At 71.7% G+C, this 13,631-nt stretch carries 12 protein-coding genes; 2 read left to right on the top strand and 10 right to left on the bottom strand.

Annotation, left to right across the window (positions count from 1 at the left end; translation table 11 throughout):
- Nucleotides 1–88: 88 nt before the first annotated feature.
- Nucleotides 89–1,048 carry a protein-L-isoaspartate O-methyltransferase family protein gene (locus tag IEY86_RS08875; protein WP_189130993.1) on the top strand — a complete coding sequence of 320 codons (960 nt, stop codon included), beginning with the start codon at nt 89–91 and terminating at the stop codon, nt 1,046–1,048.
- A gap of 17 nt (nt 1,049–1,065) precedes the next feature.
- On the opposite strand, the gene IEY86_RS08870 is transcribed toward IEY86_RS08875, so the two are convergent.
- The 10 genes from IEY86_RS08870 to IEY86_RS08825 form a co-directional block, all read right to left on the bottom strand.
- Complete coding sequence (locus IEY86_RS08870) at nt 1,066–1,875, bottom strand: alpha/beta hydrolase family protein (protein WP_189130992.1); 810 nt, start codon at nt 1,873–1,875, stop codon at nt 1,066–1,068.
- Nucleotides 1,872–3,122, bottom strand: a complete 1,251-nt coding sequence (gene kynU / locus IEY86_RS08865; RefSeq protein ID WP_189130991.1) for a kynureninase — start codon at nt 3,120–3,122, stop codon at nt 1,872–1,874. The genes IEY86_RS08870 and kynU overlap by 4 nt, the downstream gene beginning before the upstream one ends.
- On the bottom strand, nt 3,115–3,957 hold the full coding sequence (locus tag IEY86_RS08860) for a tryptophan 2,3-dioxygenase family protein (protein ID WP_189130990.1): 843 nt from the start codon (nt 3,955–3,957) through the stop codon (nt 3,115–3,117). The genes kynU and IEY86_RS08860 overlap by 8 nt, the downstream gene beginning before the upstream one ends.
- A gap of 568 nt (nt 3,958–4,525) precedes the next feature.
- On the bottom strand, nt 4,526–4,939 hold the full coding sequence (locus tag IEY86_RS08855; RefSeq protein ID WP_189130989.1) for a DUF3151 domain-containing protein: 414 nt from the start codon (nt 4,937–4,939) through the stop codon (nt 4,526–4,528).
- 152 nt (nt 4,940–5,091) lie between these two features.
- Nucleotides 5,092–6,114 (bottom strand): class II fructose-bisphosphate aldolase, encoded by a 1,023-nt coding sequence (fbaA, locus tag IEY86_RS08850; protein ID WP_189130988.1) that lies wholly within the window; start codon nt 6,112–6,114, stop codon nt 5,092–5,094.
- 411 nt (nt 6,115–6,525) lie between these two features.
- Nucleotides 6,526–7,065: an orotate phosphoribosyltransferase gene (gene pyrE, locus IEY86_RS08845; protein WP_189130987.1), complete on the bottom strand. Its 540-nt coding sequence runs from the start codon at nt 7,063–7,065 to the stop codon at nt 6,526–6,528.
- Nucleotides 7,062–7,880 (bottom strand): aldose epimerase family protein, encoded by an 819-nt coding sequence (locus IEY86_RS08840; protein ID WP_373286982.1) that lies wholly within the window; start codon nt 7,878–7,880, stop codon nt 7,062–7,064. Before IEY86_RS08840 ends, pyrE begins: the two co-directional genes overlap by 4 nt.
- 64 nt (nt 7,881–7,944) lie before the next feature.
- Entirely contained in the window at nt 7,945–9,270 is a 1,326-nt protein-coding gene (locus IEY86_RS08835) for an SRPBCC domain-containing protein (protein WP_189130985.1), read from the bottom strand.
- Nucleotides 9,271–9,312: 42 nt separating this feature from the next.
- The gene (locus tag IEY86_RS08830; RefSeq protein ID WP_189130984.1) at nt 9,313–10,872 is read right to left on the bottom strand and encodes a polyamine aminopropyltransferase; all 1,560 of its coding nucleotides are present in this window, start codon (nt 10,870–10,872) and stop codon (nt 9,313–9,315) included.
- A gap of 36 nt (nt 10,873–10,908) precedes the next feature.
- Nucleotides 10,909–11,442, bottom strand: a complete 534-nt coding sequence (locus IEY86_RS08825; RefSeq protein WP_189130983.1) for a DUF2617 family protein — start codon at nt 11,440–11,442, stop codon at nt 10,909–10,911.
- A 902-nt stretch (nt 11,443–12,344) separates the two neighbouring features.
- Between IEY86_RS08825 and IEY86_RS08820 the strand changes: the two genes are divergently transcribed.
- Nucleotides 12,345–13,508, top strand: coding sequence for a pyridoxal phosphate-dependent aminotransferase (locus tag IEY86_RS08820; protein ID WP_189130982.1), 1,164 nt, complete (start codon nt 12,345–12,347; stop codon nt 13,506–13,508).
- Nucleotides 13,509–13,631: the final 123 nt, after the last annotated feature.

The raw sequence follows: 13,631 nt of genomic DNA, 5'->3' as shown, positions 1-13,631 counted from the left end.
CGGCTCGTTCCAGGCTGGTTGCCGCTTCAGGGGCGGGCTCTTAGCGTGGACGCCCGAACCGGCACTCGGCCGATCTGGAGGACACGGGATGCGAGAGGCGGCCGCTGACGCGGCACGGCTGGCGGAGGCCAGGATCGCGTACCACGAGCGACTGTGCGCACGGATGCCTCTGCTGTCCCCCCGGGTCGCCGCAGCCTTCCTCGCCGTTCCCCGGCATCCCTTCATGCCGTGGAGGGAGGCCCTCGAGTCCGGTGAACCGCCCCTGGCCGAGGCCGAGATGCTCGACGCCCTCGATGTGCGTCCCGGACTGCGGATCCTCGAGGTCGGCACCGGCTCCGGCTACGGCACCGCGCTGCTGTGCAGGCTGGCGGGGCCGGGCGGCGTCACCGGCACCGACGCCGAAACCGTGGAGCCCGCCCGCGAGCGCCTGGGATGCGTGGGCTACCGCCCGGTGCTCGACGTGGCCGAGCCCGCCGAGGGCTGTCCCCGGCGGGCGCCCTTCGACCGGATCGTCTCCAACCTCGCCGTCCCCCGCGTGCCCGCCGCCTGGCTCGCCCAGAGCGCCCCGGGGGCATTGCTCGTCGTACCTGTCGCCGGGGCGCTCGCGCGGCTCGAGGTGGCCGGGGACGGCACCGCGGCCGGGCGCCTGCTCCATGAGCCCTTACCGCTCCGGCCGCACGTGGCGACCCCTTCGCCGTGCGACTGGCCGGGTATCGAGCGAAGGACGGAACTGCCCGCCCAGGTGCTGGACGACCGGGCGTTCGCCTTCTTCGCCCGGCTCCACCTTCCCGACACCGCGGCCCATGAGGCCGACGGGCACACCGGGCACACCCTCACCGCCACCGACGGCTCCCAGGCCAGCGTCGTCGGCCACACCGTGACCGTGACCGGCCAGCGCGACCTGTGGTCGGCGGTCGAGCGCGCCCACACCCTGTGGATGGCCCTGCGCCGCCCGCGCCGCGAGTGGTTCGAGATCCGGGTGACCGCGCAGCGGCAGTGGATCTCCTACCGCGCCCCGGACGGCGCCGAATGGCAGTGGACGCTCTAGTCCCTCTGCGAAGGTCCTCACGGCTCCCGCGGCTCCTGCGGCTCCCGCAGCTCCCGCAGCAGGATGTCGCAGGCGTCCGACCCCGGTTCCACGACGGCGAAGTGCCCGGTGCCCTCCAGGGCGATCAGCCGGGGCTCGTCCCCCGCCGACCGCGCCGCCGCCACGAAGCGCTCGGACAGCTCGATCGGCACATCCGGATCGTCCCGGCCATGGATCAGTGTCGTCGGCACACCCGTCGGCAACAGCGCCACGGGGTCGGCGAGGGCGATGTCCGACAGATCACCGCCGAACAGATCGAGCACAGCGCCGCCGCCGAGGCCGAGTTCGTCCGCACGGGCCAGATCGGCGACGGGGGCCAGGGCGACCACCTTGGTGATGCCGCTGTCCGGGCGGGACGCCGCCCACAGCGCCAGATGCCCGCCCGCCGAATGCCCCACGACCCGGAACTGCGCCGCCTGCGTCCGCCTGACGGCCTCCAGCGCCCGTTCCACGTCCTCCAGCGTCGTCGAGTGGCCACCGGCACCGCCCACCCTGCGGTACTCCACCGACGCCACCCGGTGCCCCCGCCGCGCCAGATGCGCGGCGAGCGGGGAGATGTGCCGCCGGTCGTACGCCTCGCGCCAGAATCCGCCATGGACGAGGACGACGAACGGCAGCCCGCTCCCCTCGCCGTCCAGACCTCGCGGCCACCACAGGTCAATGACCTGGTCCGGATGCGAGCCGTATCGCAGCGTCCCGTCCGGGGCGCAATCGGCGAGCCCCAGCACCCGGTCCGCCTCCGCCTGCGCCCCCGCTCCCGCTCCCGCTCCCGCTCCCGCCGTGGTCACCCGATCACCTCCGCCAGCACCCGCGCGGCCCTGAGCGCGTCCGAGAAACGCGTGTACAGCGGTGTGAAGCCGAAGCGCAGCACGTCCGGCTCCCGGAAATCACCCACGACACCGCGGGCGATCAGTTCCTCCATCACCCCGGCCGCACCGGCACAGCGCAGCGACACCTGGCTGCCGCGCCGCCCGTGGTCCAGCGGGGTGGCCGACTCCACCACGCCCTCGGGGACCAGCGCGCCCACGCATTCGAGGAAGAAGTCGGTCAGCGCCAGGCTCTTGGCCCGCACCCGCTCGATCGTGACGGCCGGGTCGTCCCACACCTCGAGCGCCGCCTCCAGCGCGAGCAGCGAAAGGATCTCCGGGGTGCCGACCCTGGCCTTCGTGATGCCCTCGCCCGGCCGGTAGGCGGGCTCCATGGCGAACGGTTCGGCGTGGGAATTCCAGCCCGGAAGCGGGGAGTCGAACCGCTCCTGAAGATCGGAGCGGATGTAGAGATAGGCGGGCGCGCCCGGCCCGCCGTTGAGGTACTTGTATGTGCAGCCGACCGCGAAGTCCACGCGGTGGCGGTCCAGCTCCACGGGCAGCGCGCCCGCGCTGTGGCACAGGTCCCAGACCGCATGGGCGCCCCAGTGGTGCGCGGCCCGGGTCGTCACCGCCAGGTCGTTGAGCCGTCCGGTGCGGTAGTCGACATGGTTGACCAGCACGGCGGCCGTGCGGTGGTCGATCTCGGCCGGCATGTCGGCGGCCGCAACCGGGTGGAGCGCGCAGCCGGTCATCCGGGCCGCCGACTCGGCCAGATAGCCGTCGGTGGGGAACGTCGCCGCGTCCACCAGCACCTCGATCCGCCGAGGATCCTCGGCCTGGGCCATGCGGACGGCCCCGACGAGGGCCTTGAAGACATTGACGCTCGTCGAGTCACCCACGACGACCTGCCCGGGGGACGCGCCGACCAGGGCGCCGACGCGGTCCCCGATCCTCTCGGGCGCGCTCCACCAGCCGCTCTCCTCCCACGAGCGGATGCGCAGCCGCCCCCATTCGCGTTCGATCACATCCGCGATCCGGGTGGGGACGTGGTGCGGCAGCGCTCCGAGGGAGTTCCCGTCGAGGTAGACGACGTCGTCGTCCAGCGCGAAGCGGGCGCGGACCGCGGCGAGCTCGTCCTCGCCGTCCAGCTTCTCGGCCCGCATCACCAGCTCCGCCGAGTCGGGAGAGCCGGACGCGGTGCCGCCCGGGGCCGTCACGTCAGACATGGCTGCGCGCCGTCCACAGCTCGGGGAAGACATTGTTCTGGGCTCGGCGCTCCAGCCAGGCGACTCCCGCCGACCCGCCCGTGCCCTGTTTGGACCCCATCGCCCTTCGGGTCGCCATGAGGTGGTCGTTGCGCCAGCGCCACACCATCTCCGCCACGTCCGTCAGCGCCTCCCCGAGCCTGACCAGTTCGGTGTCCTGCGGGCCGGAGTAGATCTCCTGCCAGATCCGTTCGATCCGTTCGTCCGGCGCGTAGCGCTTGCCGAGGTCCCGGTCCAGCACCTCGTCGGGGACGTCGTAGCCGCGGCGGCGCAGGAGCTGGAGCACCTCGTCGTACAGGCTCGGCTCGTACAGCGCCTTCTCCAGCTCCTCGTACTGCGCGGGAACCCCGCGGTGCGGAATGATCATGGAAGGGTTCTTGTCGCCGAGCAGGAACTCCAGGCGCCGGTACATCGCGGACTGGAAGCCCGAGCCCTCGCCCAGGGCGGAGCGGTAGGCGTTGAACTGGCCGGGGGTGAGGTTCGCGATCGGCTTCCAGGAGGCGTTGAGCGCCTCCAGCTCCGGCACGCTGCGCCGCAGGGCGGCCATCGCGGTGGGCAGGTCGTCCTGGCGCACGGCCCGGGCGGCGGTGCTCCACTCGTGGACGAGGACGGTGAACCACAGCTCCATGACCTGGGTGGTCACCAGGAAGACCATCTCGCCCGGCTCGTCGGACAAGGGGTGCTGCAGGCTGGTGAGGACCGACGCCCGTACGTAGTCCTCGTAGGGGGTCGTCCCCTCGAACTCCAGATTCGGGGTCTCCGGCTCCGGGTTCGATGGCTGCTCGGTGTTCGACATCGCCATCTCCTCGACTCGACCGCCCGGGATCACCGGGCTCGGCTTGAGGATCATCGGCAGGACACGGGGCCGGCCGCAAGGGCCGACCGGCCCCGGAACCTCCGTCTCGTGGGTCGGGTGCGCTCAGGTCCGCACGGGTCCGCCGAGGCCGCTGAGGCCGCTGAGGCCACTCGGGCCCCGCTCGGGTCCCGAGTGAGGCCGCTCGGGTCCCGTTCAGGTCCACCGAGGCCGCTGGGGCCGCTCGGGTCCCGCTCGGGTCCGCTGAGGCCGCTGGGGCCGCTCGGGTCCCGCTCGGGTCCGCTGAGGCCGCTGAGGCCGCTCGGGTCCCGCTCGGGTCCCGCTCGGGTCCCGCTCCGGTCCGCTGAAGCCGCTCGGGTCCCGCTCCGGTCCGCTGAGGCCGCTCGGGTCCCGCTCGGGCCCCGCTCCGGTCCGCTGAAGCCGCTGAGGCCGCTCGGGTCCCCTTCAGGTCCGCTGAAGCCGCTGAGGCCGCTCGGGTCCCCTTCAGGTCCGCTGAAGCCGCTGAGGCCGCTCGGGTCCTGCTGGGGTCCGCTGAGGCCGCTCGGGGCCGTCAGGTGAGCGTGTCCGCCGCGGTCTGCGAGCTGTCGCGCAGGAAGGTCGAGCAGCGCTCGGCCTCGTCCTTCTCACCGATGGAGTCGGCGGCCCTGGCGAGGGCGTGCAGGGCCCGAAGGAAGCCGCGGTTCGGCTCGTGCTCGAACGGGATCGGGCCGTGGCCCTTCCAGCCGTTGCGGCGCAGAGCGTCGAGGCCGCGGTGGTAGCCGGTCCTGGCGTACGCGTAGGACTCGACGACACGGCCGTTCTCGTAGGCGTCGTCGGCGAGCTGCGCCCAGGCCAGGGAGGAGGTGGGGTACTTCGCGGCCACATCGGCGGGGGCGGTGCCGGAGGCCAGGAGTTCGCGCGGCTCGGGGTCGTCGGGCAGATGGGTGGGGGGCGGACCGCCGAGCAGGTTCTCGTGAAGAGTCATGGCTACAGTCTGCCGCGCCGCGGGGGCTGCGCACGCACGAAGGCCCGGCGCCTTCGCTGGGAAGGCACCGGGCCCGGGCTTGCCGGCTTGCTGAAGAGCTTGCTGAAGAGCTTGCTGAGAAGCTTGTTGAGGGGCTTGCTGAGAAGCGAGCGCTACTTGAGCTTCGTACCGGTCGAGCGGAGGTCCTCGCACGCCCGGGTGACACGGGCGGCCATCCCGGCCTCGGCGGACTTGCCCCACGAACGCGGGTCGTAGTGCTTCTTGCTGCCGACCTCGCCGTCGATCTTGAGCACACCGTCGTAGTTCTTGAACATGTGGTCCGCGACGGGGCGGGTGAAGGCGTACTGCGTGTCGGTGTCGAGGTTCATCTTCACGACGCCGTTCTCCAGCGCGGTGGCGATCTCCTCCTTGGTGGAGCCCGAACCGCCGTGGAAGACGAAGTAGAACGGGTCCTGCTTGCCGTACTTGGCGCCCACCGCGTCCTGGAGGTCACGCAGGAGCTCCGGGCGCAGGACGACGTTGCCCGGCTTGTACACACCGTGCACATTGCCGAACGAGGCGGCCAGCAGGTAGCGGCCCTTCTCACCCAGGCCGACGGCCTCGGCGGTGCGCAGTGCGTCCTCGACGGTGGTGTACAGCTCGTCGTTGATCTCGTGGCTGACGCCGTCCTCCTCGCCACCCGTGGGGGTGATCTCCATCTCGAGGATGATCTTGGCCTTGGCGGTCTCGGCGAGGAGCTCCTTGGCGATCTCGAGGTTGTCCGCGAGGGTCTCCGCCGAGCCGTCCCACATGTGGGACTGGAAGAGCGGGTTCAGGCCCTTGGCCACGCGCTCCTGCGAGATCTTGACCAGCGGGCGGACGTAGCCGTCCAGCTTGTCCTTGGGGCAGTGGTCGGTGTGCAGCGCCACGTTGACCGAGTACTTGTCGGCCACGACGTGCGCGAACTCCGCCAGCGCGACGGCACCGGTCACCATGTCCTTGCTGTACTGGCCGCCCAGGAACTCCGCGCCACCAGTGGAGACCTGCACGATGCCGTCGCTCTCCGCCTCCGCGAAGCCGCGCAGGGCGGCGTGCAGCGTCTGTGAAGAGGTCACGTTGATCGCCGGGTAGGCGAACCTGCCGGCCTTCGCCCGGTCCAGCATCTCGGCGTAGACCTCGGGAGTTGCGATGGGCATGCTGTCCGCTCCTTGTGGTGTGCGGGGTATGCGGGATGCGGCTGTGGCGCCGCGGCACCGGCCGAACCTCACTGTCCGCGGACCGAGCGCACTGTCCACATCTTCCCAGATTCACCGCCGGTGTTTAACCGGGGGCCGAGCTGCGGAAAGGAGGCCGTCCTCGTGTTTCACGTGAAACACGGGGACGGCCGCCGGATGCCGTGACAGGCGCGGAAGTTGAGGTCGGAGAGGGGGTTGGGGGCGGTGCCCGAGGCGGGCCCGAGGCGTGTCGGGGGCCGTGTCCCGGCAGGCCCGGCGGCCGTGTCCGGGCCGCGCCAGAGGGCCGTCGGGGCGTCGGGGCGGCCGTCGGGACGCTGGGGCCGTCGGGGCGGCCGTCGGGACGCTGGGGCGGCGCTGGGGCGACGGGGCGCCTCAGCCGAGGTCGAGGTCCTCGAGGGAGTAGGCCTGGTAGTAGGGCAGCCCGGCCTTCTCGATCGCCGGAGCGGCGCCGCGCTCGACGATCACGGCAACGCCGACGACCTCGGCGCCCGCGGCGCGCAGCGCCTCGACGGCGGTGAGCACGGAGCCGCCGGTCGTGGAGGTGTCCTCGACCGCCAGGACCCGGCGGCCGGTGACGTCGGGGCCCTCGATCCGGCGCTGGAGGCCATGGGCCTTGTCCGCCTTCCGGACCACGAACGCGTCCAGCGGGCGGCCCCGGCGGGCGGCGGCGTGCAGCATCGCCGTGGCGACCGGGTCGGCGCCGAGGGTCAGGCCGCCGACAGCCTCGTAGTCCAAGTCCGCGGTGAGGTCCAGCATGACGTCGCCGACGAGCGGGGCGGCCTCGCCGTCCAGGGTGATCCGGCGCAGGTCCACGTAATAGTCGGCCTCGATGCCGGAGGAAAGGGTGACCTTGCCGTGCACGACGGCCTTGTCCTTGATCTGCGCCAGCAGGGCGTCACGGTCATTGCTCATGGAACCTGGAGCCTACGCCAGCTCCACGTGGTCGAGGCTTCCAGCGGGTCGATGAGGGTGACCAGGCGCGGAGCGGTGTTCAGGCCGTTCGGAGGACCGGTCTGGGGCTCCACGCACAGGGCATCGGCCTGCTGGTCGTAGATGACCACCCACTCGACGGGGCTGGTGATCCGTAGCTCCATCTCACCCGGCCAAGTGAGGGTGGCGTCCACCCCGTCGGGCATGCCGAAACAGTCGTCCCAGGGGCCGGGGCGCGGGTCGACGCGGCGGCCGGTCGGTAGCCGGTCCTCGCCGCGTTCCTCCTGCCAGGCGGGGTCAAAGGCCAGCACCGCCTCCTCGCCGTCCTCGCTCAGCCGCCGCAGAAACCACGGGTGCCAGCCCGCCTGCGCGGGGAACGACTCGGAGGTCGTCTCCACGGCGAGGGTGACAGTGAGCGAGTCCGGGGCCAGCTCGAAGACCTGGGTGACCAGTCCCTCGTACGGCCAGGGGTCGCCGAGGTCGTAGGTGTAGGTGACCGAGGTGTCGGTGTCCGCGGCGTTCGCCCGCTGCCAGGCGGTGTGGGCGCCGGTGCCGTGGATGGCGTGCGGGGGTGAGTTCACGGGGAGCTGCTGGACGATGCCGCCGTTGCGGAACCGGCCTTGGGCGGTGCGCCCGGCCCACGGCACCATGGGGAAGCTGCCGTAGCCGTGCGGGCGCTCGGAGCTGGTGCGCAGCAGCTCGGTGCCGTCCACGCGCAGCGAGCCGATCCGGCAGCCGTCCTCCGGCAGCACGGTCAGCTCGGCCCCGCCGACGGCGAGGGTCACGGGCTCGGTCAGCACGGGCGGCCCTTCCTCGATCGAGTCCTCGATCGGGTCCTCGATCGGGTCCTCGATCGGATCCTCACTTGCGGCGCCGAAGGACTCGGCTGACGACGACGGCGGAGGCAACGAGGGCGGCCGCGGCGGGAGCCGCCCAGCGCAGGGCGGCCCCCGCGCCGACGGTCTCGGGGGCGGGCACCGGCGCGTAGCGGCCGCGTGGCGGGGCGTGATCCACCTCTTCGGCGGACCGCCCGATCATGGTCCGCCGCCCACTGGCGGCGGGCCGGTCGGCGTCGGCGTCGATGTCGTCGGCATCTGCGCCTGCGGCGTCGGCATCTGCGCCTGCGGCGTCGGCATCGGCGATGTCGGCGTCGGTGGCCTTGGCACCGGCGGTGCCGTTGGCCTTCTTGTCAGCAGCCTTGGCATCCGAGGCGGCCGCGTCAGCGGGCTTGGCGTCGGCGGGCTCGGCATCCGAAGCCTCAGCGTCACCGCCCTTCGCATCCGAGGCGTTAGCCCCGGCGGGCTTGGCGTCCGAACCCTTCGCATCTCCGGCCTTGGCGCCCGTGGCTTTCGGCTCCGAAGTCTTGGCGTCACCGAGCTTCGCATCCGCAGCCTTCGCATCACGGGCGTTCGCATCACCGGTCTTCGCGTCGCCCGGCTTCGTGTCCGAGGCGTTAGCCCCGGCGGGCTTGGCATCCGAAGCCTTCGCATCACCGGTCTTCGCGTCCGAAGCCTCCGCGTCTCCGGCCTTGGCGCCCGTGGCTTTCGGCTCCGAAGTCTTGGCGTCACCGAGCTTCGCATCCGCAGCCTTCGCATCACGGGCGTTCGCATCACCGGTCTTCGCGTCGCCCGGCTTCGCATCCGAGGCGTTAGCCCCGGCGGGCTTGGCATCCGAACCCTTCGCATCACCGGTCTTCGCATCCGAAGCCTCAGCGTCACCGGTCTTCGCGTCGCCGGTCACTCGCGCGATGCCGCCCCGTCCCAATTCCTCCGCCAGTTCCTCCGCGAAGCGGTCCAGGAGGCGGCGGGCCGACGACTCGGTCGCCGTCGGCGTGGCCTCCGCCAAGCGGCCGTCCGCCTGGACCGAGCCCGTCACCAGCAGATTCGTTCCACCATCCGGCGCCGACTCCAGCGTCACGACCAGCGTCGCCTTCGCCCCGCCGTCGCCCCTGGTCTCGCTGCCCTCGGCCTCCACCCGCAGGTCGTCGCCCTGGTCCGTCACCCGCAGCGCACCGCGATAGGTGATGGTGGTGTTGCCGATGCGCAGCTTGAGGCGGCCTGATACCTCGTCACCGCTGTCACCGCCGCCCTCGCCCGCCTCGACCTGGAGCCCGGGAACGCAGCGGCGCAGCCGGGCGGGATCGACGAGCGCTCTGCGCACCTCGACAACCGGAAACGGGACGTTCACCTGATGCTCCATGGTCTCGGAGCCTACCCACCGGGCCGTTGTCTATGGCAGCGATGCGCTCAAGTACCGGGGGTGCATCAAGGTGGACGGCGGTTCGCGGTGCCGCTGCCGGTCCGCCCGCAGAGCCCCGGCCCTGCGCAGGGAGGCCGCCGTCAGCGAGCGCAGCTTGGGCGCCCGCGCGTCCAAACGCAGCCGCGGCTCCCGCCTCGACGCCAGGACGAACCCCCAGTTCCCCCTCACCCGGTACTCCACCGCCCGCAACCCCGCCGCCCGCACGGAGGCGTCCACCGCCCAGAACGCCTCCGGCCGGCTCTCCGGGTCCCCCGCGTGCACGGCCAGCCGTCCGTCCGGGGCCAGCGCCATCGCCGCCAGGCCGTAGAACTCCCTCGAGTACAGCTTCGCGCTCCTGGAGATGCCCGGGTCGGGCAGATCGCACAGCACCACGTCGTACCGCCCCACCCCCGCTCGCGTCCGCAGCCACTGGAAGGCGTCGCCGACCACCACGCGCACCCGCGGATCCCGCTGCGAGCCATGGTTGAGCGCCACCAGATGCGGGTCGGTGCGGGCCAGCCGTACGAGGCCGGGGTCGTAGTCCACGAGCGTCACCGCCCGGACCGAGCGGTAGCGCAGCACCTCCCTCAGCGCGAGCCCGTCACCGCCCCCGAGCACGAGCACCCGCCTGTGTCGTCCGGCCATCGCCGGGTGCGCCAGCGCCTCGTGGTAGCGGTACTCGTTCGCACCGCTCACCCGCAGGCGCCCGTCGAGGAAGATCCGCAGCGACTTGGGGCCGTTGCCGGTGAGGACCACCTCCTGCACCGCCGTGCGCTCGGTGTGGCGCACCGCCGAGCCGTAGATGGCGCGCTGCGCCGCCACCTCGAACGGCCCGGTGAGCACGGCCGCCAGCAGGAGGAGGGCGAGCACGCACGCGTTCGCCGTGCAGAGCGCCATCCGGCAGCGGGCGCTCAGATCGCCGCGGAAGAGCCACAGCACGACCGCGCCCCCGGCGACCGCGTTGACCGCCCCGGTCAGGAGGGCGGCGTCGAGCTGGCCGAGCAGCGGAAGGAGGAGGAAGGGGAAGGCCAGTCCGCCGACGAGCGCGCCCACGTAGTCCGCGGCGAAGAGGTCGGCGACCGCCCCGCCGGGGTCCTGCCGTCGGATCCGCTGAATGAGCATCATCAACAGGGGGATCTCCGCGCCGATCAGGACGCCGATGCCGAGCGAGAAGCCGACCAGCACCGAGCGGGACTCCCCCAGCCAGGCGAAGCTCGCGTACAGCGCCAGCGCCGACAGCCCGCCGACGAGCGCGAGCAGGACCTCGACGGCGCCGAAGCCCGCGGCGGCCCGCCCGCACCAACGTTTCGCCAGCAGCGACCCGACGCCCATGGCGAAGACCATGACGGACAGCACCACGGACGCCTGGGTGACCGAGTCGCCGACGAGATAGCTGGCGAGGGCGACGAGTTCGAGCTCGTAGACGAGCCCGCACGCGGCGCACACGAAGACGGCGGCGAGCACCAGTCCACGCCCGAGCCCCATGGGGACGGGCAGGGCGGGGGCATCGCCCTGCCGCACTTGGCGCTGCCGCCCCTCGCGCACGCTCATGCGTGCACGCTACGTCACACTTCGACTACGCATGAATCACCCACATGAGCGCAGTTGACGGGTTTCGGCGGCCAACTGCACCCGCGACCTTGTGACCACCAGTCGCCCTTCCTGCGGATAGGCGTGCCACGTACGCCAGTTGACGGCCCCTTCGCCGACCTGGACGAGCATCGCCGTAAACGCGTTCGGGTCGCCGGGGAAGGTGCCTGCGAGACCGTTCGGGTGTTCCGCCACCAGGTCGAGGAGTTCCTGTGCCCGGCTGCCGAACGCCGACGACGGCAGCGACTCGACGCGGGCGGCGAACTCGTACTCCCAGCCGCCGAGGCGTTCGGCCACGCCGACGGGCAGCGGAGTCGTGCGCCCGGGCAGGCAGGCCACGGTCTCCGAGCAGACCCCTTCGTCCGTTTCAAGGATCACCTGGTGGGAGGCGCCGAGCAGCCTCATCTGGACCTCGCCGCCCTCCATGCCGAGATCGGCGACGGCGAGCGCGGGAAGTGGCGCCTTGCCGAGGCACCAGGCCAGGTCCCCGGCCCGGGTGTCCGTGTACGAGGTTTGCAATGTCGTGAGCATGGGTCGGCTCCGCAAGCACGAAGTGAGGTGCAGCACAAAGTGGATGGTGGGCCGGCCCGCCCCTCAGGGGTTGGGGGGACCTGCGAGAGCGTTCAGTAATCGCGTGCCCGCGAGGGGCCCAGTGGACACGGAATCATGAGGCAAGCCAACGGCATAGGGTTTTTACCCAAGTTCGCCTGGTTTCCATACCTACTGACTACAACCCCCGCACACATGCGCCCGGTGGAGGCATTCCACCGGGCGCGTGTTCCATTTTGTGTGCCGTTCGGTCATATGCCGAAGGGCAGTTGGGACCACATGTGCGAGTGGCACCGCGTGTGCGAGTGACACATGTGCGAGTGCGTCAGCCACCGCCACCGCAGGAGGAACCGCCTCCGCACGAGGAACCGCCTCCGCAGGAGGACCCACCGCCACAGGAGGAGTGCCCCCCACCGCACGAGTGGTGGCCACCGCCGTGGTGGCTTCCGGAGCTGCCGCCCCCGTCCGCCCACCAGCTGCTGCCCGAACCGCCGGCCGAGCCGTACCCGGAGCGCCGACGCCGCTTCGCGGCCCCGTTCCCGTTGCTCGAACGGACGGCGACGAACAGCATCACCAAGAAGACCAGGGCCACGGCCCCGATGAGAAAGCCCATCCCCCCACCTGCTTTCTATCCGTGCATTCCCCCGAAGCGGGACCGTGCTACCGATGCGTGCGACGGTGATGCCCCGCGCCCAACCGCGCCAAAGCACAGTTGAGCAACTCCAGAGGTTGGGCGCAGGATGGCGCTCGAACCAACACGTTCGACCCAACACGTTCGACCCAAGACGATCGACCCAAGGCGTTCAACCCGACATATTCGCCCTGACACGTTCGCCCAGCCCGACCCGGCAGGACACCCGACGATGAACCGAGGGAGACACGGTATGGACCGGCCGCTGCTCAACCGCCGACTTGCCGGATTCGGCACCACGATCTTCGCGGAGATGTCCGCGCTGGCGGTGAGGACCGGTTCGATCAACCTCGGCCAGGGCTTCCCCGACACCGACGGCCCCGAGGCGGTGCGCGAGGCCGCCGTCCGCGCCCTGCGCGAGGGCCGCGGCAACCAGTACCCGCCCGGCCCCGGCGTCCCCGAGCTGCGCACAGCCGTCGCCGAGCACCACAAGCGCTGGTACGGGCTCGGCGTCGATCCCGACACCGAGGTCCTGGTGACGGCCGGCGCCACGGAGGCCATCGCCGCCGCCCTGCTCGCGCTGGTCGAGGCGGGCGACGAGGTGATCGCCCTCGAGCCCTACTACGACTCGTACGCGGCCTGCATCGCCATGGCGGGCGGCACCAGGGTCCCGGTCACGCTGCGGCCCGACGGCGATGTCTTCGGCCTGGACCTGGACGAGCTGAGGGCAGCCGTCACCGACCGCACCCGCCTCATCCTGCTCAACACCCCCCACAACCCCACCGGCACCGTGCTGACCCCGGCTGAACTGACCGCGATCGCGGAGCTGGCCGTGGAGCGCGACCTCCTCGTCGTGACCGACGAGGTGTACGAGCACCTGGTGTTCGAGGGCGGCCACCTCCCCATCGCCTCCCTGCCGGGCATGGGCGAGCGCACCCTGACGATCGGGTCGGCGGGCAAGACCTTCTCCTTCACCGGCTGGAAGGTCGGCTGGGTGACCGGCACCCCGGACATGGTCACCGCGGTCCGCTCGGCCAAGCAGTTCCTGACCTACGTGAGCAGCGGCCCCTTCCAGTACGCGGTGGCCGAGGCCCTGGCCCTGCCGGACGAGTACTACACGTCCCTGCGCGACGACCTCCGCGCCAAACGCGACCTCCTGGCCTCCGGACTGACGGCGGCGGGTTTCGAGGTCTTCCGCCCGCAGGGCACGTACTTCATCACCACGGACATCCGCCCCCTGGGCCACAAGGACGGCCTCGAATTCTGCCGCTCCCTCCCGGAGCGCTGCGGCGTGGTGGCCGTCCCGAACGTCGTCTTCTACGACCACGCGGAAGCCGGCTCCCCGTTCGTCCGCTTCGCCTTCTGCAAGAAGACGGACGTCCTCGACGAAGCGGTCTCCCGTCTGAAGCGGCTCTAGACCGCTCCGCCTCATCCCGACGTCGTCGGGCTGGGCCGTTCGGGGTCGGCCGAGTGGGTGGAAGGTTTGACGGGGGCTCCGGGGGATGGGGATTGCGGGCAATAGGTACACAGTCGTCCTGCG

Source organism: Wenjunlia tyrosinilytica (genome assembly GCF_014646055.1).
GTDB lineage: Bacteria > Actinomycetota > Actinomycetes > Streptomycetales > Streptomycetaceae > Wenjunlia > Wenjunlia tyrosinilytica.
This window is presented reverse-complemented; position numbering and strand designations above follow the sequence as displayed.